At 40.8% G+C, this 25729-nt stretch carries 27 protein-coding genes; 19 read left to right on the top strand and 8 right to left on the bottom strand.

The features are described from left to right. Positions 1 to 8: 8 nt before the first annotated feature. Positions 9 to 482, bottom strand: coding sequence for an RNA polymerase sigma factor (locus tag AACM45_RS03090; RefSeq protein WP_339140689.1), 474 nt, complete (start codon positions 480 to 482; stop codon positions 9 to 11). Next, positions 483 to 1865, bottom strand: a complete 1383-nt coding sequence (locus AACM45_RS03085; protein ID WP_339140688.1) for a serine hydrolase domain-containing protein — start codon at positions 1863 to 1865, stop codon at positions 483 to 485. A gap of 284 nt (positions 1866 to 2149) precedes the next feature. Here AACM45_RS03085 and AACM45_RS03080 point away from each other — a divergent pair, with 284 nt between their 5' ends. Beyond that, positions 2150 to 2992: a 1,4-dihydroxy-2-naphthoyl-CoA synthase gene (locus AACM45_RS03080; RefSeq protein WP_339140687.1), complete on the top strand. Its 843-nt coding sequence runs from the start codon at positions 2150 to 2152 to the stop codon at positions 2990 to 2992. A 7-nt stretch (positions 2993 to 2999) separates the two neighbouring features. Here AACM45_RS03080 and AACM45_RS03075 read toward each other — a convergent pair whose 3' ends face one another. Continuing rightward, the gene (locus AACM45_RS03075; protein ID WP_339140686.1) at positions 3000 to 3389 is read right to left on the bottom strand and encodes a hypothetical protein; all 390 of its coding nucleotides are present in this window, start codon (positions 3387 to 3389) and stop codon (positions 3000 to 3002) included. Between the two features lie 830 nt (positions 3390 to 4219). Continuing rightward, on the bottom strand, positions 4220 to 5554 hold the full coding sequence (locus AACM45_RS03070) for a serine hydrolase domain-containing protein (RefSeq protein ID WP_339140685.1): 1335 nt from the start codon (positions 5552 to 5554) through the stop codon (positions 4220 to 4222). A 59-nt stretch (positions 5555 to 5613) separates the two neighbouring features. Here AACM45_RS03070 and AACM45_RS03065 point away from each other — a divergent pair, with 59 nt between their 5' ends. From AACM45_RS03065 to AACM45_RS03045, 5 genes are read left to right on the top strand one after another with little or no spacing between them, the layout of a single operon-like run. Beyond that, positions 5614 to 6489, top strand: coding sequence for a pirin family protein (locus tag AACM45_RS03065; RefSeq protein ID WP_339140684.1), 876 nt, complete (start codon positions 5614 to 5616; stop codon positions 6487 to 6489). A gap of 43 nt (positions 6490 to 6532) precedes the next feature. Continuing rightward, entirely contained in the window at positions 6533 to 7996 is a 1464-nt protein-coding gene (locus AACM45_RS03060) for an FG-GAP repeat domain-containing protein (protein ID WP_339140683.1), read from the top strand. Further along, a complete protein-coding gene (locus tag AACM45_RS03055) occupies positions 7993 to 8415 on the top strand; it encodes a 3D domain-containing protein (RefSeq protein ID WP_339140682.1) in 423 nt (140 codons plus the stop codon). Before AACM45_RS03060 ends, AACM45_RS03055 begins: the two co-directional genes overlap by 4 nt. A 4-nt stretch (positions 8416 to 8419) precedes the next feature. Then, on the top strand, positions 8420 to 9079 hold the full coding sequence (locus AACM45_RS03050; RefSeq protein ID WP_339140681.1) for an N-acetylmuramoyl-L-alanine amidase: 660 nt from the start codon (positions 8420 to 8422) through the stop codon (positions 9077 to 9079). Positions 9080 to 9084: 5 nt separating this feature from the next. Beyond that, positions 9085 to 10554 carry a M14 family zinc carboxypeptidase gene (locus AACM45_RS03045; protein WP_339140680.1) on the top strand — a complete coding sequence of 490 codons (1470 nt, stop codon included), beginning with the start codon at positions 9085 to 9087 and terminating at the stop codon, positions 10552 to 10554. Here the strand turns inward: AACM45_RS03045 and AACM45_RS03040 are convergent. Then, positions 10551 to 10718 carry a hypothetical protein gene (locus AACM45_RS03040; RefSeq protein WP_339140678.1) on the bottom strand — a complete coding sequence of 56 codons (168 nt, stop codon included), beginning with the start codon at positions 10716 to 10718 and terminating at the stop codon, positions 10551 to 10553. The genes AACM45_RS03045 and AACM45_RS03040 overlap by 4 nt on opposite strands. Positions 10719 to 10884: 166 nt before the next feature. Between AACM45_RS03040 and AACM45_RS03035 the strand changes: the two genes are divergently transcribed. Further along, entirely contained in the window at positions 10885 to 11487 is a 603-nt protein-coding gene (locus tag AACM45_RS03035; protein WP_339140677.1) for a 3-keto-disaccharide hydrolase, read from the top strand. A gap of 404 nt (positions 11488 to 11891) precedes the next feature. Here AACM45_RS03035 and AACM45_RS03030 read toward each other — a convergent pair whose 3' ends face one another. Together AACM45_RS03030 and AACM45_RS03025 are read right to left on the bottom strand one after the other, a co-directional pair. Beyond that, complete coding sequence (locus tag AACM45_RS03030) at positions 11892 to 12812, bottom strand: 3-keto-disaccharide hydrolase (protein WP_339140675.1); 921 nt, start codon at positions 12810 to 12812, stop codon at positions 11892 to 11894. Positions 12813 to 12898: 86 nt separating this feature from the next. After that, positions 12899 to 13987, bottom strand: coding sequence for a vWA domain-containing protein (locus tag AACM45_RS03025; RefSeq protein WP_339140674.1), 1089 nt, complete (start codon positions 13985 to 13987; stop codon positions 12899 to 12901). A gap of 98 nt (positions 13988 to 14085) precedes the next feature. Between AACM45_RS03025 and AACM45_RS03020 the strand changes: the two genes are divergently transcribed. From AACM45_RS03020 to AACM45_RS02965, 12 genes are all read left to right on the top strand, one after another. Next, positions 14086 to 15033, top strand: a complete 948-nt coding sequence (locus tag AACM45_RS03020) for a polysaccharide deacetylase family protein (protein ID WP_339140673.1) — start codon at positions 14086 to 14088, stop codon at positions 15031 to 15033. A gap of 93 nt (positions 15034 to 15126) precedes the next feature. Beyond that, entirely contained in the window at positions 15127 to 15588 is a 462-nt protein-coding gene (locus AACM45_RS03015; protein WP_339140672.1) for a (2Fe-2S)-binding protein, read from the top strand. Between the two features lie 14 nt (positions 15589 to 15602). Beyond that, on the top strand, positions 15603 to 17828 hold the full coding sequence (locus AACM45_RS03010) for a xanthine dehydrogenase family protein molybdopterin-binding subunit (RefSeq protein WP_339140671.1): 2226 nt from the start codon (positions 15603 to 15605) through the stop codon (positions 17826 to 17828). Positions 17829 to 17833: 5 nt separating this feature from the next. Then, positions 17834 to 18088 carry a MoaD/ThiS family protein gene (locus AACM45_RS03005; protein ID WP_339140670.1) on the top strand — a complete coding sequence of 85 codons (255 nt, stop codon included), beginning with the start codon at positions 17834 to 17836 and terminating at the stop codon, positions 18086 to 18088. 143 nt (positions 18089 to 18231) lie between these two features. Beyond that, positions 18232 to 19215, top strand: a complete 984-nt coding sequence (gene moaA, locus AACM45_RS03000) for a GTP 3',8-cyclase MoaA (protein WP_339140669.1) — start codon at positions 18232 to 18234, stop codon at positions 19213 to 19215. Positions 19216 to 19266: 51 nt separating this feature from the next. Then, on the top strand, positions 19267 to 19854 hold the full coding sequence (mobA, locus tag AACM45_RS02995; RefSeq protein ID WP_339140667.1) for a molybdenum cofactor guanylyltransferase: 588 nt from the start codon (positions 19267 to 19269) through the stop codon (positions 19852 to 19854). Beyond that, on the top strand, positions 19851 to 20915 hold the full coding sequence (locus AACM45_RS02990) for a HesA/MoeB/ThiF family protein (RefSeq protein ID WP_339140666.1): 1065 nt from the start codon (positions 19851 to 19853) through the stop codon (positions 20913 to 20915). Before mobA ends, AACM45_RS02990 begins: the two co-directional genes overlap by 4 nt. Further along, entirely contained in the window at positions 20906 to 21685 is a 780-nt protein-coding gene (locus AACM45_RS02985) for a sulfite exporter TauE/SafE family protein (RefSeq protein ID WP_339140664.1), read from the top strand. Before AACM45_RS02990 ends, AACM45_RS02985 begins: the two co-directional genes overlap by 10 nt. Continuing rightward, complete coding sequence (locus AACM45_RS02980; RefSeq protein ID WP_339140662.1) at positions 21682 to 22884, top strand: molybdopterin molybdotransferase MoeA; 1203 nt, start codon at positions 21682 to 21684, stop codon at positions 22882 to 22884. The genes AACM45_RS02985 and AACM45_RS02980 overlap by 4 nt, the downstream gene beginning before the upstream one ends. Then, on the top strand, positions 22881 to 23888 hold the full coding sequence (locus tag AACM45_RS02975; RefSeq protein WP_339140661.1) for an XdhC family protein: 1008 nt from the start codon (positions 22881 to 22883) through the stop codon (positions 23886 to 23888). The genes AACM45_RS02980 and AACM45_RS02975 overlap by 4 nt, the downstream gene beginning before the upstream one ends. Next, positions 23888 to 24496, top strand: coding sequence for a nucleotidyltransferase family protein (locus tag AACM45_RS02970; RefSeq protein ID WP_339140660.1), 609 nt, complete (start codon positions 23888 to 23890; stop codon positions 24494 to 24496). The genes AACM45_RS02975 and AACM45_RS02970 overlap by 1 nt, the downstream gene beginning before the upstream one ends. Beyond that, a complete protein-coding gene (locus AACM45_RS02965) occupies positions 24493 to 25572 on the top strand; it encodes an amidohydrolase family protein (protein WP_339140659.1) in 1080 nt (359 codons plus the stop codon). The genes AACM45_RS02970 and AACM45_RS02965 overlap by 4 nt, the downstream gene beginning before the upstream one ends. Here AACM45_RS02965 and AACM45_RS02960 read toward each other — a convergent pair. Next, positions 25555 to 25716: a hypothetical protein gene (locus tag AACM45_RS02960; protein ID WP_339140658.1), complete on the bottom strand. Its 162-nt coding sequence runs from the start codon at positions 25714 to 25716 to the stop codon at positions 25555 to 25557. The genes AACM45_RS02965 and AACM45_RS02960 overlap by 18 nt on opposite strands. Positions 25717 to 25729 lie beyond the last annotated feature (13 nt).

Raw genomic sequence — 25729 nt, 5'->3', positions numbered from 1 at the left:
CCATTTTTCTATTTTTTTAAAATTGTTTTTAGTTTTTCTTTGATTCTGCTGACTTTGACGCCTACATAATTTTCAGTGATCCCAATCATTTCGGCGATTTCCTTGTATGGATAATCCTCTAAATACAGCGCAATTATTGCTCTATCGGCCTTTGTCAAAGTCCTGATTGCCTCAAATAAGCGTTCCTCGTTTTCTGAGGCTTCTCGTGTATTGTTTTGAACATTATTATTAAGAAGATCTTTTTTGAACTCAATGTTGATCGTGTTCTTTCTGAAAATGGCTATCCCGGTATTTAGGGCAATTCGATACATCCAACTGCTTATTTTCGATTCTTCCCTAAAGTGTGGAAATGCCCTCCATAATTGAAGCACGATTTCTTGAAACAGGTCTTCTTGGTCTTCTTTGGTATCTCGGTACATCTTGCAGACTTTGTAAATGATGCCTTGATGGGCTTCTATGTTTTTCAGAAAAGCCTTTTCCATCTAGTTATCCGCTTTTTTAAATTGTAACGACTTACCCATTCCATTGGCTAACAAGCCTGTAACTAAATTGGTTTCGTTCATTTCAAAAGTGAATTCAACGTCTACTTTTTTACCATAAAACCGATGATTGGTTTTTGGGTAGATCTCAAAAGGTGGATTTCTTCCAAGTTTGGCATAGAGCCTATTTTCGAAGTTGATTATGGAAAGTATCATTTGGTTTCCATCTGCGATGAACTTACCACTATACATCGACATATATTCAGGTTTTTTCGAAACTTCTTTTATGGATGGAAGCCGAAATGGTTTGCCAAATACAATTTTCTCCACGTCCAATGCAATACTACTTATGGGTAATGCGGATATATTACTCAAGATGATGATACTAGTTTGGCTATCTGGATACATAGAAGTAAAAGTGGAATAACCCCAAGTTCCACCACCGTGATAGTAACTTTTAGGCGTATCGGAATTCAGATACCAACCATACCCATAGTGGTCACCATTTTTTGCAATCGCATGGTCGGATTTTTCAAATATAATATCTTGGGTTTTTTGGGTTAAAAGCGTATTAGAGTAAAAACTGTTATTCCATTTCAATAAATCATAAGAGGTAGCATATAGGTCTCCCGCACCTTTAAGTAAGGAGTAATTTCTGTAAGGCGCAACTACTAAACTATCATCCTTAATTAAATGATAACCCGAAGTCATTTTAGGAAGTATTTTTAAGTTGTCAGCAACATTGGTTTCCTTCATTTGTAGTTTGCTTAGGATTTTATCCTGTAAAATAACTTCAAAATTGCTTTTGTAAACGTTTTCGAGAATTGATACCAATAGATAGTAGCCTAAACTCGAATATTTCATTTTTGAACCTGGTTCAAACAAAAGGTCGAGGCCATTAATCTCTTTTATGACTTGTTCAGGTGTCATTTGTAGTTTTGACTTTATCTGCCAGTAGTCTTTAATTCCCTCGTTATGTGGTAATCCTGAACTGTGTTTTAGTAGTTGTAGAATGGTAATGTCTTTGAACTTTGGTGACAATGCTATTAGATAGTCGTTTACCCTATCATGTACATTTAGCTTTTGTTCTTCCTGGGCGATAGCGATAAGAGTACCTGTGAATGTTTTAGTTATTGAAGCTATTCGATATTTGGCTCCATTTTCCAATTGGATATCATTTTCAAACGATGCCATCCCTATGGATTTTTGAAATATGATGTCGTGTCCATTCGAAATCAGTATCTCTCCGTTAAAACCCTTATTATGATGGATTACCTTAAGGTAGGTTTCAAGTGTCCGTGAGTCGAATTTTGGCGACTGGGCTTGCATTATCTTTCCTAGTACGAATATCATAATAAGTACAATGAGTAATTTTGAAGTTTTCATTAGACAACCATTTAAGTTTCATTTGCTTTATAGGTTGCCTGAAGTGTTCAAAATCTTACAGAAGGTTTACTTTTTTACGAATGTGTTTCAAATGTGTCGTACGAAAAGGCTAGAAGCCAGGTAATCCCTTTTTTGTGTTTGATAAAGAAATTGACAGAAAAAACGATTGTTATAAAGTGTAACGTATCCATCCTATTCAAAGGTTTTTAACAGGGGTAGTCATTTCAAAATGGCAATACGACGGAATTTCCGTTATTTTGTAACTCACCAAATAGAAATACCACATGTCAACAGCCAATTGGCAGACTGCCATAGAATTTGAGGATATCACCTATAAAAAAAGTAACGGTGTAGCGCGTATCGCCTTTAATCGCCCTAATGTGCGCAATGCCTTTCGCCCCAATACGACCAGCGAATTGATCAAGGCGTTTTACGATGCCCAAGAAGATACTTCGATTGGGGTGGTCTTGCTTTCTGCTGAAGGCCCTTCGACCAAAGATGGTATCTGGTCTTTTTGTAGCGGTGGCGACCAAAAGGCTAGGGGGCACCAAGGCTACGTGGGGCAAGATGGCCAACACCGCTTGAATATTCTTGAAGTACAGCGTATGATTCGATTTATGCCAAAAGTGGTCATCGCGGTCGTACCGGGTTGGGCGGTAGGCGGCGGACATAGTCTGCATGTCGTTTGCGATATGACCTTGGCCAGTAAAGAACATGCGATTTTTAAACAGACCGATGCAGACGTCACGAGTTTTGACGGAGGCTATGGATCGGCTTATCTAGCGAAAATGGTCGGACAGAAAAAGGCGCGTGAAATCTTCTTTTTAGGGCGTAATTATTCTGCCCAAGAGGCCTTTGAGATGGGCATGGTGAATGCCGTGATTCCCCATGATGATTTAGAGGCGACCGCCTATCAATGGGCGCAAGAGGTATTGGCAAAATCACCGACCTCCATCAAAATGTTGAAATTCGCAATGAACCTGACCGACGACGGTATGGTCGGCCAACAGGTTTTTGCCGGTGAAGCTACCCGTTTGGCCTATATGACCGATGAAGCTAAAGAGGGGAGAAATGCCTTTTTAGAAAAGCGAAAACCAGATTTTGGTAAAGATAAATGGTTACCCTAGTGATTTTTTAAAGCTTTTTTCGAAGTTTTTGCAATCGTGAGGTCAACTTTTCGATTCGTTCCTCCGTTTTGGCAATTTTGAGTTCAGCCTTTTTCTGTTCCACGGCATCCATTTTGCCTTGTTTTTTGGTCAACTTGGTTTGCAATTTCCTTAACCGTGCTTTTTCTGAATCGAGGTTAGCTTCGGTTTTGGAAATATCGTTGGCTAGGGCACTACTTTTTTTAAGCGCCTTTTTGGCTTTTTTCGCATCTTTTTCATCCTTCTTGGCTTTTTTGATTGATTTAGCAATCTTTTCCATTTGAACTTTGTCGGAATCTGAAACCCCAGTGGAATCCTGCGCCTGGAGTGTGAAATTGAAAAAAGTACCCATTAAAAGTAAAATAACCAGCTTTTTCATGTTGTCCTGTTTATCCGTAAGAAACGCATTTTGCATTTAAGTCACAATATCCTAACCTAAAAATAGAAAAATGCTATTCTAGAACCGCTGATTGCATAGGCGTCTTGTTGAATCCGAAACAAAGGTTGCGTAACAGAACATCCACCTCCTTTTAATTTGGGTCTTGAGGGATTTAAACTAAAAAGAGCCCCGTCTTTCGACTAAAGGCCCTTTTACGAGAACACTATATGAAAATGAAAAAATTTACTTTCTGATTTATTACATAGTAAAAGTACTACCATGACCACCCGATTGGAAATTATTGTTGTGAACTTCAATCCTTTTGTGGTTTAGTTTTGGTTTTAACAATTTTGTATTTCAATTCCGCTTTTGTTGCCTTAAAAATTGGCTGTCAATACAATATCCGTAAACTAAAAAGAGCCCTGTCTTTTGAACAAGGCTCTTTTACGAGAACACTATATGAAAATGAAAAAATTATTTACTTGATTATTACAGTGTAAATGTAGCTGTAGTGTATCTCGAATCGAAATTATTGTTGTGAACTTTAACCCTTTTGTGGTCTAATCGAGGTTTTAACAATGTTATAAGTTCGGTTTCACTTTTTTGTCTTAAAAATTGACTATCAATGCGATACCCGTAAACTAAAAAGAGCCCTGTCTTTTGAACAAGGCTCTTTTACGAGAACACTATATGAAAATGAAAAATCGTTTACTTGATTATTACGTTGTAAATGTAGCGGTAGTGTATCTCGAATCGAAATTATTGTTGTGAATGCGTATCGTTTTGTGGTCAAGTAGGGCTAACACTACTATTTGGCGCATTCAAAGACGCTATTCAATGGCTTTGCACAGTGCGGCAAGAAAGCCATTGATATCAAATTCCGGTGTTTCAGCCAAACCGGTGCGGACGACCACCAAATCTTTGGAGGGGATTATAAAGACATACTGCCCTTGAAATCCATTCATAGAGAAAAGGTCTTTAGGAACGTCAGGATATTTGCCTTCTGCATTGAGCCAAAAGTGAGCTCCGTAAACCCCGTTAGACAATTGAGTGGGGGTTTTCACGTAATCTACCCATTCAGAAGAAAAAAGCTGTTCCCCATTCCAAGTTCCCTTATCCAGATACAATTGCCCAAAGCGTGCCCAATCACGTGTACTTGCCCATGCATATGATGACCCCACGTAATTGCCTTTTAAATCAGCCTCGATAAGCATACTGTGACCTCCAATTTTATCGATAAGGGCCTGGTACGGAAAATCAAGGTATTCTTGGTGCGATCGAAACTGTTGTCGCAGTATTCCTGACAAGAGATTAGTAGTTCCTGACGAGTAGTTCCAAACCTCGGTAGGTTTGGCAGTCGCCTTTTTTCCTCGTTGTGCCTTGGTCATGTCACTGTCTAAAAACAACATCTTGGTAACATCTGAAATGCCGGAATAATCTTCGTTCCATTCCAACCCACTTTGCATACGCATCAGATGGTTCAAAGTAATATTCTTTCTATCATCATCTTTCCATTCTGCAATAGGCGCAGGCCAGTCCATAGCTATTTTTTGTTGATGTGATAAAACACCAAAACAGGTCGCCAAAATACTTTTGGTCATTGACCAACCCAGCACGGGGGTATTCTTATCAAAACCCTCAATATAATCCTCGTGTAAAAGATGTCCTTTGTAGAGTACTAAAAGGGTCCTGGTCCTTTGAATCGCATTATTGGCGAAAGGCATTTGTACTGCTTTTTGCAACTGCCCGTAATCGATTGAGGTAAACAAAGAATCTTTCGGTGCCTCATGTCCGTACGGATAAGGGGCATTGATTTTTATAAAATTCCGATTGGGTTGCAAATACTGCTCGCCATCATCATAATCGCTATTTACCAACACCGTGCCTAAACCCTGTCGGTCAATTGCCTTACGTGTCATGAGTCCGTAGACATTGGCCGAGGCACTTGTATTTTCTTGATCTATCGTAGTGGTAGCCAGTTCTATCAAGGGCATCGACAGGTCGGTTTCTTGAATCATTTCAGGTTGATGGCCAGCTATAAAAACACTTGAGGCAAGATATTTTGAGGCATAGCCACTGATAATGTTAAGTTTGGGATAGTTCAGAAAAACTACCACGGCAACGATTACCAATACGATTGGAAGTACTTTTTTGAAACGTTTCATAGGGATGAATCAATTGTTTTTATCGTAACTTTCAGAGTCTAAATATAAGTATTTACCGTATGTCGAATATTGGATTGATCATTGAGGAAAGAAGCCGTGATATCGGTGATTTTTTAGTGGGTAGGTTGATTCCCTTCCGAAAAAAAAGGATGATAGGCCCCTTCATTTTTATCGACCATATGGGTCCTACTAAGCTGGGTCCTGACCATTATATGGATGTAGATCAACACCCACACATTGGCCTTTCTACATTGACCTTTATGCTTGAAGGTGAAATCATGCATGAGGACAGTTTGGGCACCAAACAACTGATACAACCCGGTTCCGTAAACTGGATGACCGCGGGAAAAGGCGTTTCACATACAGAACGCACTCCAACGGCCCTTCGAAATGGAAAAGAGTTTGTCGCCCATGGATATCAGATTTGGGTTGCCCTCCCCAAAGACCTTGAGGATATCGAGCCCAGTTTTCATCATATAGCAGCAGATAAATTACCTAAATGGGAAGATAACGGTGCAAAATTTACCCTTGTCGCCGGCCAAGGATATGATAGAACTTCACCTGTACCTGTATATTCACCATTGTTCATGGTAGAAGTAAAGAACTCAAATTCATACAGTCTGGACGTTTCGGGTAAATTGAAGGGTGAAATCGGTATTTGTATCGTAGAAGGTGGAATCACTGCTTGTGGACAGACTATTGAAAAGGGAAATATCTTGGTCTCAAAGGTCGAGGACACCTGTGATATCCTACTTGATGCGAATTCACATATACTACTTTTTGGAGGGGATGCTTTTTCTGAAGAACGCTTTATACATTGGAATTTCGTCTCGGCATCAAAGGAAAAAATTGAAAAGGCAAAACGCGATTGGAAGGATAAAACATTTCCGATGATGGAACACGATGACTCTTACGTTCCCTTACCAGGATCATAAAACCTGACCTTGCTTTGTTTTCAAATCCAACGATAGTGACCTTATGACACGTACCGTATTTTTTATGTTTATTCTCATTTGCCTTTCGTGTAAGCAAAATAAGCCTAGAAAAGAACAAGCCCTATTTGACACCTATTGTGCCAGCTGCCATGTAGCCCCAAGAATTGATGAACTACCAAAGGACATCTGGAAAAATGCCGTACTGCCAGACATGGCCGCAAAAATGGACATTGAAGAGCTATACCACGATCCACAGGACGTAGTGCCGGGTTTCAGACCAAAGATCAAGCTTCGTGATTGGGTTGCATTGCAGAACTACATTATTGAATTGGCTCCTGAAAAACTAGCTGAGAACGCTGTGACGAAACAAGAAACCTTGCAATTGTTCGAATCGAGACCATTGGCGATTGATAAAGCGAATGGTGCGTTACTGACGTATTTACATTTTAGGGATAGTGATACCACATTGCTATATGGGGCCATTGATGGTAAGTTAGAGGCCTTGAATTTGATGACCAAAGCGAAAAAGTTGATTTATAAAGGATCTTCAGCACTTACCTGGTACAATCAATACAAACAGCATGAAGTATTCACCGAGGTCGGTATTTTAGATCCCTCAGAACAGCAAAGGGGAAAGCTTTCCATTAGACAAGATTCGAGTGCATTTGCTATAGAAGAAGCTATGCACAGACCCGTACACACCCTATATGAGGATTTGAACGGTAACGGTAACCCAGAATTTGTGGTCAGTGAGTTTGGGAATGACACGGGACAATTGGTTCTTATTGAACAAATCGATTCGCTACAATATGAAAAAACGGTACTATTAAATCAACCAGGGTGTGTGCGAACCATCGCTAAAGATATGAATCACGATAGTAATCTTGATTTAGTCCTAATGACTACCCAGGGTAATGAGGGTATTACCATTCTGTATCAGACCGGGGATTTAAAGTTTTCCGCAGCACGACCAATTGAATTTAGTCCCGTTTATGGCAGCAGTTGGTTTGAGGTTGTCGATTACAATAAAGACGGCCATTACGATATTGTTACCGTAAATGGGGATAATGCGGATAAATCTTATGTGCATAAACCCTATCATGGTATGCGTATCTATTTGAACAAGGGGGATAATAGTTTTTATGAGGCCTATTTTTATCCATTAAATGGGGCCACGCGGGTTATTGCGAATGATTTTGATCAAGATGGCGATATGGATTTCGGGTTGATCAGTACCTTTCCTGATTATGAAAAAGCAGCTTCAAAATCATTTGTTTATTTGGAAAATTTAGAAGCCCCTGATTTCGAGTTTGGCACCAAAATACTACCGGATCCCAACATGGGTAGGTGGTTTTTGATGGACACCGCTGATTTTGATGCTGATGGCGATGAAGACATTGTGTTGGGCTCTTTTACCTATGTTTTTACCCCCGTGCCCGAAAACCTATCAAAACGTTGGGCGAAAGAAAATGTGGATATTTTGATTCTAGAAAATAAGCTGTTTTGAGGCGGTACGTTCACTATTTGGTTGTTTTATGTTTGTTGGGTCTTGGCTGTCACCCTGAGCGACAACAATTCGATAAACATGATTGGTACGGTCTTGAAGTGACTGCTTCGGCCTACAATTCATTAAGCTACCAAACGGATAATACCCCGTCCATAACGGCTTGGGGAGATACCCTAAAACCGGGAATGAAATGTATTGCCATATCTAGGGATTTACTAGCTTTAGGTTTTCACCATAACATGATGGTACGAATTGATACTTTTTCAGATACCTTTTATGTGAAAGATAAAATGCATCAACGCTGGAAGAACCGAATTGACATTTACATGGGCAAAGATGTTCAAAAAGCAAGGGATTGGGGTAAACGAAAATTGCAAATATGCTATGCCGTAAAGCGGGACAGTCTCCCAAAAAATTAGGACCATGACAAAATATTACCTTACCGTTCTTATACTAACATGCCTGTTATCATGTGCTACGCCGAACCGCATTGTTGAAAAGCCCATAGTCTTTGATGCACAACGTATGGCATTGACCAAGGCATATTTACAGGATAGGTATGGATTGCAAGGCGAATCAGCTGAAATAGTGCCTAAGATGATCGTTTTACATTGGACGGTGATACCCACTCTTGAAAAATCATTTGAAGCATTTAAGAACGCTACTTTACCAGATTGGCGCCCAGATATTGAAAGTGTTAGTGGTTTGAATGTATCCGCGCATTTTTTGGTGGACAGAAATGGTAAAATCCATCGTTTAATGCCAGAAACTACGATGGCACGTCATGTTATCGGGCTAAACCATTGCGCTATTGGTATCGAAAACGTAGGGGGAACCGAGGCCTTGCCACTGACCAAAAAGCAGTTGAGGGCCAATATCTTTTTGGTACGCTATTTAGCGGAAAAGTATGACATTGATTATGTAATAGGTCATCATGAATACCAACGGTTTGAAGGCCATCCACTATGGTTGGAAGTAGATGAAGGCTATCGCACCGAGAAAACAGATCCAGGGGATGAATTCATGAAAAAAGTGCGAGCTGCCACCAAAAAGTATAATTTTAAATCAATTCCCGAAAAATAACTTTTATGCGAACCAAACTTCTTTTAGTTCTTGTTTTTTGCAGCATACAATCCATTGTTTCTCAAGAGCTTACCGAACAGTTGTATGAAACCTATGAAAGCCATAGGGAGGCTACTTTAGACAAGCGTAGGGTTAAGTACCATCAACTTGTTCCGTTGATTGAAAAGCTCAAAACGAATCCAAAGTTTGAAGTGCATAAGGTGGGACAGTCCATCGAGGGAAGGGATTTAAATCTTATTAGTATTGGTAGCGGACCAACCAATATATTCTTATGGTCTCAAATGCATGGTAACGAACCAACCGCGACCCAAGCAATTTTTGATATTTTGAATTTTTTGAACGCCGAAGAATTTAAAACTGAGAAAGCTACGATCTTATCCAATTTGAAATTGCATTTTCTTCCAATGTTGAACCCTGATGGGGCCGAGGTCTTTCAAAGGCGTAATGCCCTCGGTATTGATATCAATCGTGATGCGTTGCGTTTACAATCCCCAGAAGGGCAAACCTTGAAACGGGTTCGCGACAGTTTGAATGCCGATTTCGGATTTAATTTGCATGACCAAAGTACCTATTACAATGCGGAACGTACCCCCAAGCCAGCAACGATATCGTATTTGGCCACGGCCTATAATTACGAAAAGGACATTAATGAAGTACGTGCCAATGCCATGAAGGTAATTGTTTTTATGAACGATATCATTCAAAAATATGCTCCTGGTCAAGTGGGCAGGTACAATGATGATTTTGAACCTAGGGCATTTGGGGATAATATCGCAAAATGGGGTACCAGTCTCATATTGATTGAATCCGGTGGTTTTCAAAATGATGTGGAAAAACAAAAGATTCGAAAATTGAACTATGTGTCCATCCTTTCTGCCTTATATACCATCGCTAAAGAAAGTTATGTGGATATACCTATCGAAGAATATGAAAAGATCCCTCGAAACAACCGTAACCTTTTTGATTTAAAAATCACTAATGCCACCTATCAATTATTAGGAAAGGACTATATACTGGACTTAGGTATAAACCGAAATGAGGTGGACGATGAAACACACTCGAATTTTTACTATAGTAGTTTTATTGCAGATCAAGGGGATTTATCGACCTATTATGGGTACGAAACCTTTGATGCCAAGGGCTATACCATTGTTCCACCAAAAATGGGGAGTGCTACCGTAAGTGCTGAAAAAAAGATGGCCGACGTTACGGAAAGCGAACGATTCTTGAACCTTGGGCAAGCTTATATTCGAACCAAGGCGATTCCGAAAGAGGTTAACCATTCCGGTGTGCCGCTGCACGTAGTCGGCCCAAACTATAAACTTCAAGATTTTCGACTAAAACCAGGAATAAATCCTACTTTTTTCCTGGAAAAGGATGGTGAACTTACCCATGCCGTAATCAATGGATTTTTATTGGACTTAAACGAACCCTTGAAAAATCAAAAGTTTAAAAATGCCCTGATTTATCGTTAATACCCAAATTGAATGTTCGTGTTATAACCGTTTACCAAGAGTATCACCAACATGATTATGAGGGTACAAACAATACTGGAGAAAACGGAAAGAAGAATACTTTTGGTCCAAAGGGAATAGGGGGCTATGGGGCCGTTTTTTAAAATGTCTCTGATAACATCCATAATGATATTGATTTAAGATTCATATAATTTAAGCTTAAGGATGTTGTTGTTCGTTTTCATAACTAAAACAATCCGCGGGTCAAATACCCTACTTTTTGTCAGATTTGTTGGGTTGAGGGCCATGTTTTGGAATTTCAGTACCTTAACTATCCATTTAAATAGCGAAATGAAGCACATAGCACTTATAATCATACTGTCCGTCAGCACCTTATGCCATGTCATTGGTCAAGAACAAATTCCACTTTTTAACGGTAAAAATTTAGAAGGATGGATTAATCACGGAACCGAAAAATGGTATGTTGAAAATGGCGAACTGATATGTGAAAGTGGCCCTGATGAAGCTTATGGATATCTTTCAACCGTAGAAAACTATAAAAACTTTGAGTTGACCTTAGAGTTCAAACAAGAAGCGGACGGCAATAGTGGTGTTTTCTTAAGGTCTACTTTTGAGGGTACTAAAGTAACCGGTTGGCAAGTAGAGGTGGCCCCACCAACAAAACATACCGGTGGTATTTATGAATCTTATGGAAGGGGCTGGTTGATCAAGCCCGACCCTAATAAAGACCATATCCTAAAAATGGGGGCTTGGAATAGTATGAAAATCGTGGCCAATGGCCCTAAAATCACCACTTATCTAAATGGGGTTCAAATGGTACAATTGGAAGATGGGAAAATAGGAAATGGTGAAGGAGCTATCGCCCTTCAAATACATGACGGTGGAGGTATAAAAGTGAAGTGGCGCAATATCAAGCTCAAACCTGTGGAATAGCAGTAAGTGGTGGTAGGTATACTAAAATAACGTGAGTTTGACGTAAGAAACCTGTCACTTATTTGGGTTTCCCGCGATTTATAAACTTATGTCAGGTTGAGCCTTTCGACTTCGCTCAAGACAGGCTCCGTCGAAACCTCTCTTTAAATGTACATTCTTTCAAGCCCTCGACTGCACTTCGACTGCGCTCAGTGTGACACGTTCGGGATGACAACTGTCTATTACTGTCGGCATTTGTTCTCTTTTGGATCTACTGTTACGTCGAACCCACGTTAAAATAAAACCATACAATCAGGGATAGTGATAGGTTAAAAAACCATCTTTTAATTCGAGCCTGCCTTGTCGGTAGACAGGCGCAGTCGAGAACTTTGTCAGGTGATAAACAGGTTTGGACTTTACGGGACTTAATCTAAAGGAACTACGGTAAATTTTTTAAACTCAATCGGGCCATGATCCCCTTGGATCAAGAAGGGCCCAGGTTCCCCTTCTTTACTATCGATTGCCCCACCAGTGATACCAGGTATCGTCTGGTCATTGATGATCGTTTTTCCATTGGCTACTATAGTAACGCGACGTCCGATCAACGTGATGTCATAAGTTTGCCATTCCCCGGCACTTTTCGCTGCATTTTCATTGGGCTCTAGAAAGCCATAGACACCCCCAAAATAAATATCGGAAGGCGGCAGGCCAATATTATCGGCTATTTGAACCTCATACCGTCCTCTTAAATAGATTCCGCTATTGCTACCTTCCGGATAGCGAAATTCAATGCTTGCCTTAAAATCGGCAAATTCTTGATCACTAATTAAATTTGCCCCTGATTTGGGGCTTTTTAAAATACCATCTTGCACAACCCATTGATTTTCGCCATTGGCATGCCATCCCGATAAATCCTTGCCATTGAACAAATCAATTGGATCCTTAGGTTTGGGTGGGGTATTCCGTACCAAAGATGGTGCTTTGGTGCCCTTCCAAGTGTAAAGTTTGCCATCGACATACTTCATCGTACCGATAAGGGCATCACCAACAAGTTTAGCGTTGAATTGCATTGGGCCGCCTTCAGGTTCCCATTGTCTTGGAATGGAAAAAGTAATTACACCTTCATTTTCAACGATTTCAGCAATAGGTCTAGCGCTTCCCAAGGCGAAAACAAAACGACCGATCAATGTAGCATGACCTGAATGTTTGATTTCTAACCACGACGGAACCGTTTTTCCCTCGAATTCCATTTCAATATCCCATCGTCCTTCTAAGGCCTTGGTATTCTGGGCATTTAAAGATGTAGCAAACAAACAGATGCCTAATATAAAAATCAATGATCTCATTTCTCGTCGGTTTTAAATCACACACAAGATAATGAATTCAATGATTCATGTGATATTACTTTGATGTTAAGCTGGAGCCTAACCCCTTATTCACAGCCTCCTGTAAAGCCAGTAGCATTGAATTTGGTTTGTACGGCCCCTTGCAATGCACCATTGGTGAGTTGAATGACCAAATTGTTTTCACCACTACCATCACGTTTCGGGGTGCAATATTCGAACAGGTAAAAGCTATTGGCCTGCTCAGAGACCCTTGCGGAAATCTGATTGAAGGTAGCCTCCAGTTCTGCGGCATTGGCAGCGACGACACTTGCTGTTTTGCCAATTTCAGTAAGTACTTGGGTGTCAATTTCGGCACCTAGCCCAATGGTGAAAAAAGAAATATTTGGGTTTGCATTGTTTACGGCATTCAAGGCACTCTGTTCGGTAAACCGTGATGCTTGGTCCGTACCATCAGTGAACAATACGACTGATGCTGCACCAATAATACTTTGTTCATTGGTCTCTTGTATAAGTTCTTCGGCAATATTGGTCGATTTGATAACCGCGCCATACAAATCGGTAGAAGGATCATTGCTTATATTTTCATCTATGGCTGCTATCGAAGCCGTTAATTCTTCAGCAGAGGATGTCAATGGATTTAACAAGTGTAGTACATCTTCCCCATCAAACCAATAGATGGCCATTTTAAAAGAATCGGTCTCCGGTGTTGGCATAACATTGTTCACGAAGCTTGTAGAAGCCACCTTTAGTTCTTCCAAACTACTTTGCAAAACGGAGTTGCTTAAGTCAAGCACCAGCAGGGTATTGTTATTGAATACCTGTGAATTGGGTGAGATTCTTGCAAAAGATTCAGAAGGTGAAATGGTATTGAAACAATCGTCATTCCTGCCCTGTTCGTAAATGGTAAATTGGCTGGCGGTGAGTCCTGAAACCGGATTCCCCAAATTATCGGTTACTTTAAAGAGCACGGAAACCTTACTAGGTAGTGTGGTAAACTCTTCCTGTATGGAGAGTAGTAAATCATTATCTTCAAATCCTAGACAAGAATCAGGTTCTTCCCCTTTACCCAATTCACTTTGGTTCAAGTCAAAGTTGACATCATCGTCTGAATTGCCACAAGCGGTAATAAGTAAAATTGCAAAGAGGGAAGCTAAAAGTTTTTTGAAGGTTTTCATTTTCAAAATTTATCGGTTCTTCCAGTTCAACGCAAAAACTCCGCCAATAGTGTACATTAAGAAAAATTTGTAGTTTCATAAAAAACAAACAAAACGTGATGAAAACATTGCTAAAGCGTTTTTTGAACTTAGTGTTGGTGTTGCATTTTAGTACTGCAACCTGCCAAACTATCGCAGAACAGTTGGGGTATGAAAAAGATGCCAAACTCTTGATAATCCATGCCGATGACCTTGGGGTGACGCATTCTGAGAACAGGGCGAGTATTCAAGGCTTGGAATCAACCCCTGTAAACTCAGCCAGTATCATGGTACCGTGCCCCTGGTTTCTTGAAATAGCCGACTATGCCCAGGAAAACAAGACCCTGGACCTTGGTCTGCACCTTACCTTGAACAGTGAATGGAATTTTTATAAATGGGCCCCGGTAAGCTCGAAAGATTCCGTTAGAAGCCTTGTCGATGCCAATGGCTATTTTTTTGATAATATTCCTGAGGTAGTCGAAAAAGGGAACCCCGAAGAAGTTAAGATAGAGTTGCAAAACCAAGTTGAAATGGCATTGCGTAACGGAATAGATGTGACGCATTTAGATGCCCATATGGGTACAGCGGGCGCAACAAAGGAATTTTTGAAAAGTTATATTTCCGTTGGAAACGAATTCAAGCTGCCTGTGTTACTGGATGGAGCCAACCAATCGATGCAAGACGGCGAAATAAAGAAGTTGGTAAAAAATGGAAACCAAATTATCGTCGATGGAATATACACGGCATATCCAACCCATTTCCAAGAGGGTATGGCTGATTTCTATACCAAAACCTTAAACGAATTACAAGCCGGTCTAAATATCATCTTGATCCATTTGGCCTATGACGATGAAGAAATGCAGGCGGTGACCGTCGAAAAGGAATTTTGGGGTGCTTCGTGGCGGCAGGCGGATGTGGATTTTTTTTCAAGTGATAGTGTTAGGCAATTGCTTCGAAACAATGAAATAACATTGGTAACATGGCGGGAGATTCGTGACAAGATCCTTCGAAAACAAGTGCAACATTAAATATTTGTTAAAGTGGGGCTTGACTTGTTAAAAAAAAGAAAACACCCTTAAATTTTGGTAACTTAATACCAACAAAGAATCAATAGAAAAACTATGCCAACGTTTCAAATTAATGTCAACGGAGAATCCAAGTCCGTTGAAGTAGCTGCAGACACCCCTGTTTTATGGGTTTTACGTGACCATTTAGATTTAGTGGGCACGAAATACGGATGTGGGATAGGGCAATGTGGTGCCTGTACCATTCATGTTGACGGTACCGCTATGCGAAGTTGTTCCATGACCTTAGGGCAATTGGACGGTAAGTCAATAACGACCATTGAAGGATTATCCGAAGATGGCAAACACCCCGTTCAAGAAGCTTGGAAAGAAGTTGATGTGCCACAATGCGGGTATTGTCAAGCAGGTCAAATCATGACGGCTTCCGCCTTTTTAGAACAGAATCCGAATCCATCGGAAGAAGAGATTAAAAATGCCATGCACGGCAACATTTGTCGTTGTGCTTCTTATAATCGGATTTATCGTGCGGTGGAAAAAGCGGCCGAGAACATGAACTAATCAAAAACACAAAAATGTCAAATTCAACAATAAAATTTAGCAGAAGGGCTTTTATGCGCACTTCTTCCTTGGCAGGTGGAGGCTTATTGATAGGCTTTAACCTATTTCAAGCCTGTAAGCCTAAGGCCGCTCCGCCGGTGGATTTAGCGCAATTAGATTACAATGATTTCAATGCGTTTATAAAAATTGCGGATAACGGTGCGGTAACCATATTTTCACCTAATCCCGAAATCGGTCAAGGGGTAAAAACTTCGATGCCCATGATCATCGCGGAAGAACTGGATGTGGCGTGGAAAGATGTTTATGTGGAACAAGGTATTCTAGATACCAAAAATTACACACGGCAAGTCGCCGGTGGAAGCCAGTCCATACGTCACGGATGGGATGCCCTCAGGCAAACGGGCGCTACCGCAAAACAGATGCTGGTCAATGCCGCTGCCGCACGTTGGGGCGTAGATGCGTCAACATGTACGGTCAATGAGGGTGTGATTACCAATGCTGCAGGTGAAACCTTGGGTTATGGTGATGTGGTCAATGAAGCAGCACAAATGGAAGTGCCGGAAAATGTTGCCTTAAAAGACCCAAAGAACTATAAAATTATAGGTACCGATGCCCGAAATGTTGATATCGATAAGATTACGACAGGGAAACCATTGTATGGTCTAGACTATAAGAAAGAAGGAATGGTGTATGCATCAGTGTTGCGACCCCCTGCTTTTGGACAAAAATTGGTCTCTTACGATGCTTCCGAGGCCGAAAGCATGCCTGGGGTTATAGATGTCATTGAAATCGGGGCCAAAGTACAGGCACTCTTTGAAGAAGACCCGAGTTTTGCAAGTAAGATTTCGAGTAGTAATAAAGTTGTTGTCATTGCCGAATCCACGTGGCAGGCCATGAAGGCCAAAGCGGCCATTACTGCCGAATGGGAAGATGATGTGCTCATGGAGAGCACTGAAAACCATGATCAAATGCTAACGGGCTTTTTAGATGGAACCCAGTTTGACACAAGGAGGAAGGATGGCGATGTGAAAAAAGCATTCAAAGAAGCCGATATGGTCTTGGAGCGCACTTATGAATCCCCTTTTCTGCCACATAACTGTATGGAGCCCATGAACTTTTTCGCGGATGTAACCGATGCAAAGGTCCATTTGGTGGGTCCGATACAAACACCGGCTTGGAAGGCAGGCCTAATTGCTAAAATGCTCGGCCGTGGTGAAGATGAGATTCTTTTAGAAATGACCCGAATGGGCGGTGGATTTGGTCGTCGTTTGTATGGCGATTTTGTCTTGGAGGCTGCCGAAATTTCAGATGCCATCAGAAAACCGGTAAAGGTAGTTTACAGTCGTGAAGATGATATGGCGGTCGGTGTATATCGACCAGCGATCAAGTATCGTATCAAGGCCTCTGTGAAAGATGGGCAATTGACCGGATACCACCTAAAAGAAGCTGCAATCAATGATAACATGTATGGCTTGATCCCAAATTTCTTTCCCGCAGGTGCGATTGAAAATTACCAAGTCGATACTAAAAGTTATAAGAGTAATATAACCACGGGGGCTTGGCGGGCACCCTACACTAATTTTCTGGCCTATGCGGAACAAAGCTTTTTTGATGAGTTGGCAGAGGCAATGGAGGTAGACAAAGTACAGCTCCGTATCGATCTACTTAAAAAAGTGGACGCGGCAGCTGATGAAAGCATAGAATATTCCCCTGAACGAATGATAAAGGTCATTGAGACCGCAGTGGAAAAATCAGGATGGGGTGCAAAACCCAAAGGGGTATATCAGGGCTTTGTCAACTATTATTGCCACAATACCCATGTGGCTGAAGTTGCCGATGTCGAAATTGAAAATGGTACGCCAGTAGTGAAAAAAGTGACTTGTGTGGTCGATTGTGGTATTGTTGTGAACCCATTAGGGGCCCTGAACCAAATTGAGGGCGGTGTAATCGATGGTATTGGGCATTCGATGTACGGCGATTTTGGTTTTGAAGCTGGATTGCCCTCTGCAATGAATTTTGACCGCTACCGATTGATAAGAATGAAAGAAGCCCCAAAAGTCGAGGTTCATCTAATGGAGAACGAATATTCACCAACAGGTTTGGGTGAGCCAACACTTCCACCAGCTGGGGGTGCCGTAGCCAATGCCTTGAAAGCGGCAACCGGCAAGCGCATCTACCAACAACCTTTTGTAAAGAACCCAGAATTATTAAAAGTCCCTGAAGAACCAGTAATCGGATAATCAATATGACAATTTTATTGTTCGGGGTTACCAAGGATATCGTTGGTAGCCCTTCACTTTCTATACCTACAACAAGTATAACGGGCAAAAGTATCCCCAAAACCGTAAAAGAATTACGGGTATTTTTAGGGAATGCCTATCCAGAACTCAACAAATTATCGTCATTGGCAATAGCCGTCAACAACAATTACGCACATGATGACAATGAAATCAACTCTTATGACGAAATTGCATTGATTCCACCGGTGAGTGGGGGGTGATTGAAATTAAAAAGTTAGAAATAGAAAAGTTGGAATTGCGACGAAATAAAAAGCATAAAGGCTATAAACCCATTTAGAATACCTATGGATTTGATGTTTTTAGTTGTGTTTGAACTTGTAACTTGAATTAGGAATTTACAAAGATGTTGATAGACAATCACAATAGAACGATTAATTACCTGCGTTTGGCAGTAACTGACCGTTGCAACCTACGCTGCAATTACTGTATGCCTTCGGAAGGAATTAACTTCGTTAAAAATGATAAATTATTGACCATTGAAGAACTGGAAAAAATTTCTGAAATTCTGGTTGAACAAGGTATTGATAAAATTCGCATTACCGGAGGGGAACCTTTCGTACGTAAGGACATAATGGGATTGCTCCGTTATTTATCCCAAGTTGAAGGATTGAAGGATATTTCCGTTACCACGAATGCCTCGCTAATCGGACCACATATCAATGAATTGAAAGCATTGGGTATCAAGAACATCAATGTCAGTTTGGATGCCATCAATAGGGAGACTTTTGAGCGTATTACACGTCGAAACCAATATGATACGGTACATGGGAATTTGATTCGATTGATAACGGAGGGTTTCAATGTTCGTGTTAATTTTATTGTTTTAGACGGGCAAAACGAACAGGATATTATTCCCATTTTAGAAGTAATGAAACATTATCCTGTTTCCATTCGCTTTTTGGAAGAAATGCCATTCAACGGCGGCAGTAAGTCTTTTCAGCGCATCAAATGGGATTATAAGGCTATTTTAGACCATATCACGGAACACTTTCCTGAATATCGAAAATTAGAATCCCCTAAAACATCGACTTCCATCAATTATCAAATTGAAGGCCATAAAAGTACCTTTGGGCTGATTCCATCCTTCAGCAGAACGTTTTGTGGTAGTTGCAATCGCCTGCGTGTAACCGCCACAGGTGATGTAATAACGTGTCTGTACGGAAAACCCAAGGCAAATCTTAGGGAAATCGTGCGCGGCCACAGTACCGAGGAAGATTTAAAGCAAGCGATCTTAAAAGCAGTAGGTACTAGGGCCAAAACAGGATTTGAGGCACAAGAAGAACACACGGGGGTTTTTGATAGTTCGATGACCTCGATTGGAGGATAATAGGGGAAGAATAGTTGACACGTTGAATCGAATTTATAAGCTGACCTTAAAATGGATACAAAATTATACGGTTTAATATTATCCGGTGGAAAAAGCACCCGTATGGGCAGCGACAAAGGGTTGATTGAATACCATGGTGTTCCACAACGGGAGTATTTATATAAATTAGCGCAAACGGTCTGTGAAAAGACTTTTTTAAGTATCCGTTCAGAGCAAGAAACGGAATTGGGGTCTGAATATAATTACATCATAGACAAAAATGAATATAAGGGGCCTTTAAACGGAATTTTAAGTGCCCATAGGGAATATCCAAAAGTTGCTTGGTTGGTGCTTGCATGCGATTTACCCCTTTTAAATCAAAGCACGATCGCCCAATTGGTGACGAACCGGAATCTCGATGCATACGCTACTGCATCTGCTACTGCCAAAACCAGACTTCCAGAACCTTTAGTTGCCATTTGGGAACCCTTGGGGCTACAACATGCGGTTGAGCACATGAAAACGGCCCAAAGTTCTTGTCCAAGAAAGTTTTTGATAAATTCGGATACGCAATTGGTGTTTCCTGAAAATGACGAGGAATTATACAATGCGAATTCCTTGGAGGAATATGAGTTTGCGAAAACAAAGGTTGAAAAATGAATAGCCCTTCAAGATACCGTCGTCAAGAAAATCTTGAAAGCTTTGGTTCGAACAATCAAAGTAAGTTGCTGAACAGTAGGGTTTTGATTGTTGGTCTAGGTGGTTTGGGAATTCCAGTGGCCCAATACCTTAACGCCATGGGCATCGGAACTTTGGGTTTGGTAGAAAATGACCGTATCGAACTCCATAACCTTCAGCGGCAAGTTCTTTATACCGAAACGGATGTTGGTAGGGCAAAGTTAACCGTGGCCCTGGAAAAATTAAGGAATCAAAATTCGAACACAAACTTAGAATCCTATCCCACATTTTTAACTGTGGAAAATGCAATCGATATCATATCTCATTTTGATGTAGTTGTAGATGCCACCGATAATTTTGCCACCAGGTATTTATTGAATGACGCCTGTGTTATCGCTAAAAAACCCTTTATTTATGGGGCATTACATTCATTTGAAGGACAGGTAAGTGTATTCAATTATAAAGGTGGTCCTACCTATCGTTGTTTGTTTCCTGATGCTCCAAAAATCAATGAGATTCCCAATTGTGATGTCAATGGGGTTTTAGGGGTGCTGCCAGGTATTATAGGTTCGTTACAGGCGCTTGAAGTCGTTAAGGTTATTACTGGAATAGGAGAGGCCTTATCAGGTAAATTATTGCTATACGACGGTATGTCACAAACTACCCAAAAGATACGATTTGAAGCTGACACCAAAAACCAAGAAATAGAACTGCTACAAGACGATTACGGTTTTTCAGGTTGTGAAACGGTTGCAGAAATTACGGCAGAAGCGTTTATGGCACTTGAAACGCCTGTTCAACTTATCGATGTGCGTACCCAAAAAGAGTATATGGAGAACCATATGGACAATGCACTTCATATTCCTATCGATGAACTTGTTCAAGAAAGTTCCTGTTTGGATTTTAGGTATCCCGTGTATTTTTTATGCCAATCGGGTAAGCGTAGTGAAGCTGCGGTAAAATTAGTGCAAGAAAGAAATCCTGACGCCATATTGATTTCCATTTCTGGCGGAATGAACGAAATAACTTCATTATGCCATTAGAAATAGGCGAGCTCGTTTATGTGATGCTCCTATTTTTTATTGTGGCCCTATTATATGCCGCAGTAGGTTTTGGAGGGGGGTCAAGCTACTTGGCACTTTTAACACTCTTACTGACCAGTTTTTTCGTTATTCGAAGTACGGCACTGCTTTGCAATTTAATGGTTGTTTCAGGTAGTTGCTATTTATTTTATAGAAAGGGGCATTTAAAAATCAAAAAATTCCTTCCTTTTATATTGGCCAGTGTACCCATGGCGTTTCTAGGGGCTTCCTTTCGTTTGAAAGAGCATATTTTTTTCATCATTCTTGGTATCTCACTGATAATAGCTGCTTTAGCACTTGTTATTCAAACCCTGAATTTAAAATCAAAATACAACACGGTTACCTATCCACTATATCTGCCCTATATTTTAGGTGCCGGAATTGGGTTTTTGTCGGGTCTAGTGGGCATTGGTGGGGGAATATTTCTGGCACCGATCTTAAACCAGATGAAATGGGACAAACCAATAACCATAGCTGCTTTGGCCAGCTTTTTTATTTTAGTGAATTCGATTTCTGGGATTAGCGGTTTGGTGACGGGAGGTACTTTTGAACTTTTTTGGCCCGAAATTATAGGTTTGTTGGCTGCAGTTTTGATTGGAGGTCAACTAGGTGTTCGGCTAAGCTTAAGTAGGATTTCTGCAAAGGGAATCCGTCTATTGACGGCGCTATTGGTTCTCTTTGTTGGGGTAAGGGTATTGTTGGATAATGGTCTACAAATCAATTTTTTATGATGATTTCATTTCAAGAAGCTTTTGACTTGGTATTGGCAAATACGGCAGATTTTGGTAGCGTTACTGTTCCACTTGATAAAGCACATGGTAGGGTTTTGGCGGAAACCATTTATGCGGATAGGGATTTTCCACCTTTTGATAGGGCGACCAAAGATGGCATTGCCTTAAACTATCAAGCGATTGAAAATGGCAAGTCTAGGTTTAAGATTATGGGTATCGCTGCCGCTGGTAGTCCGCAAATGACCTTAGATGATTCAGATGCGTGTATTGAGGTCATGACGGGAGCTATGCTGCCTATAAATTGCGATACTGTAGTAATGTACGAGCATATAGGCATCAAAGACGGTGTTGCGACCCTCGAAAAACCTGTAAAAAGTGGACAGAATATTCACGGCAAAGGTAGTGATGAACCCATCGGCAGCGAAATCCTGAAAGCGGGCACCTCCATTACTGCCGCGGAAATCGGGGTATTGGCCTCGGTCGGAAAAGCTTTTGTAAAGGTTAAAAAGAACCCGACTATTTGTATTGTTTCCACAGGTGATGAACTCGTCGATGTTGGCGAAGTTCCAAAGCCCCATCAGATTCGAAAATCCAATTCACATACCTTACGGGCAGCATTATTGAACCAAGGTCTAATTGCAACGGCAATGCATATCGCAGATGACAAAGAATCCACCATAAAAGGCATTTCCAGTGCCCTAAAAGAATATGATGCGATTTTGTTAAGTGGGGGAGTGTCCAAAGGAAAATATGATTATTTACCCGAGGTTTTTGAGACCTTGGGTATTGAAAAAGTATTTCACAAGGTAAAACAACGTCCCGGAAAGCCTTTTTGGTTTGGTCGTCATCAGGCAACTAAGACCACTGTTTTTGCTTTTCCAGGAAATCCTGGATCCACCTTTGCAAATTACCAGTACTATTTTTTACCCTGGTTGCAAAAAAGTTTGGGCACATCAAGCAAAGAAATTACCGTAACTTTAGGGGAGTCTTTTGATAATAGTACTGATTTGACACGGTTTATAAGAGCCAAACTTAAAATTGAAGAGGGGCGATTAATGGCAAACTTGGTTTATGGTAATGGCTCAGGTGATTTAACCAGTCTTACCAAGGCCAATGGCTTTGTACGATTACAACCTCAAAAAAAATATACGAAAGGCGAAAATGTGCCTTTTAGAGCTACCCGAAGAATCTTGGTATGACCCACGAATTAAAGAAAATAGTAAGCGCTTATGAAACCGCAAAAAGTGAAGGTATTTCATGTGTCTTAGCCACAGTTGTGGCGTTGGACGGTTCTTCATATCGAAGACCCGGGGTTCGCATGCTTTTACAGGAAAATGGAACAATGACGGGTGCTGTAAGCGGCGGTTGTGTAGAAAAAGAAGTGTTTCGACAGGCCATTTCGGTATTTAGCTCAAAACTTTCGAAGATAATGACCTATGATGGCCGTTATCGTTTGGGGTGTGAGGGCATACTGTATATTCTATTGGAACCTTTTGAGCCCGATATCTATTTTATAAAGAATTTTTGGAATGCTATTAAACAACGGACTTCCATAGAAATAACAAGTCATTATCAGAAAGAACATGATATAAATGCTGATTTTGGCTCCATTTTTTATTTAAACGATACACCATTTCAAGTACGAAATTCCCCTTTTGATACATCGGGTACGTTGTTATTCGAACAATCATTACCACCTTGTTTTAAATTGGTCATTATTGGTTCAGAGCATGATGCGGTGCAATTGTGTTCTTTTGCTGCCATGACGGGGTGGGAGGCTACGATGGTGGTCAACCCTAGGGAAGAAAAATCAATCCATGATTTTCCTGGGGCCTCCGATTTTATAAGTGTGGAAGCCGAGGTTTTTGAACCTGATTTTGATGCACATACCGCTGTGGTTTTGATGACGCATAGTTATGTCAAAGATTTACAATTTTTAATTGCGCTAAGGGATACGAGATTATCCTATTTAGGATTATTGGGCCCCTCTCGAAGAAGGGAAAAGTTATTTAATGAACTTCTGGAAAGGTATCCAGAGATTTCAGAAACTTATTTAGAGTTGATTCACGGTCCGGCAGGAATCCATATTGGAGCAGAGACCCCCCAAGAAATTGCAATATCCGTAATGGCCGAAATTTTGTCCGTGGTCAATAAAAAGGAGCCCATATTATTGAAGGCAAAAGGAGGTAGTATTCACAGTTGATGGAGACGAAAACAGATGCCATAGGGGTTATCGTATTGGCGGCAGGTGCTTCTAGGCGAATGGGGCGCCCCAAACAATTATTGCAATGGAAACATACCACTTTATTGGGGCACAGCATAGATGAAGCCCTTCAACTCACTAAGGATGTTGTGGTTGTTTTAGGAGCCAATTTTGAACAAATCAAGAAACAAATCAAAAATAAACCAGTTGGTATTGTACAAAATAAAGCTTGGCAAGATGGAATGGGCACCTCCATTGCTTTAGGGATTTCTGAACTCATGAATAAAAAGGCCTATACCGGTATTTTGATAATGCTTGCCGACCAACCGTTATTAGATGCGTTTTTCTTAAAGAAGATCGTGGGGTCCTTTTATGAAAGAAACGTAAAGATAGCTGCCACCGATTACGGTCATGGTAAGGGGGTTCCCGCAATATTCCACCAATCCTTATTTAAGGAATTACGTAAATTGAATCAAGATTTCGGTGCAAGAAAATTGATGAAGGGCTATCGTAGTGAAATAGTAGGGGTCGCCGCTAATAGCAAGGCTGCCGATATTGATACCCAAGAAGATTATGATAATTTGATTAAAGAAAACAGCCCAAAATGAAAAGATTAAGTATTCTAATAGCCGTTCTCAGTTCAAGTCTAATACTGGCCCAAGAAATGAGTTTTGAAACGTACGATCCGAAATCTACTTTGGTCGTGCCCCAAAATCCGATTTCAAGTGCAAAGTTCAAGTTCATCGATATCCATAGTCACCAGTTCAGGATGGCTCAACAAGATTTATCTGAATTAATAGCTGATATGGACGACTTAAATGAAGGGATTATGGTCAATTTGAGTGGTGGCTCTGGTGCCGGGTTACGGGCCATGCTTACAAACGTGAATGAAAATTACCCAAATCGATTCGTCATTTTTGCCAATGTTGACTTTGGGGGCGTAGGTACTGAAGAATGGGGGAGAAAGGCAGCCGAACAATTGGAGGCCGATGTCAAGGCAGGGGCCAAAGGACTTAAAATTTATAAGAGCCTTGGGCTACGCCATAAAGATATTAACGGCAATCGCATAGCGATTGATGATCCAAGGCTAGATCCCATTTGGCTTAAATGTGCTGAATTGGGGATACCGGTATTGATTCATGCCGCTGATCCCAAATCATTTTGGGACCCCATGGACAGTACCAATGAGCGATGGCTAGAACTTAAGACGAAACCAAGGCGAAAACGTTCGGCCACCAATCCTGCGCCTTGGCAACAAATTATTGATGAACAGCACCGTATGTTCAAAAAACATACAAAGACCAAATTCATAAACGCCCATATGGGGTGGTATGCGAATAATTTGAATAGGTTAGGGCAGTTGTTGGATGAATTGCCGAACATGTACGTAGGTATTGCGGCCGTTATTGCCGAATTGGGTAGACAGCCCAGGCAAGCAAGGGCTTTCTTTATCAAATATCAAAATCGGATATTATTCGGTAAAGACAGCTGGAAACCAGAGGAGTTTCCAACATATTTTAGGGTGCTTGAAACAGCCGATGAGTACTTTCCATATTATAAAAAGTATCATGCTTTTTGGGCTATGTATGGGCTTGATTTACCGGACGAAGTATTAAAGAAAGTATACTATAAAAACGCTTTAAACCTAATTCCGGGGTTGGATAAATCACTTTTTACGGAGTAAGGCCTCTTCTGAAAGTCTTCTTTTGTCCATACGTGTGACTGAGAAATCCGTTTCCTGAAAAATTCCGCAAGAGACCTGCGTTCTAACCAATGAGGTTTTTTTCTTTTTGGCCAGTGATGCAATTTGTGGGTTCAGATAGCGCATACTATACGAACGT

It is taken from the genome of Croceitalea sp. MTPC5 (genome assembly GCF_036985505.1).
Taxonomy (GTDB): Bacteria; Bacteroidota; Bacteroidia; order Flavobacteriales; family Flavobacteriaceae; genus Croceitalea.
This window is presented reverse-complemented; position numbering and strand designations above follow the sequence as displayed.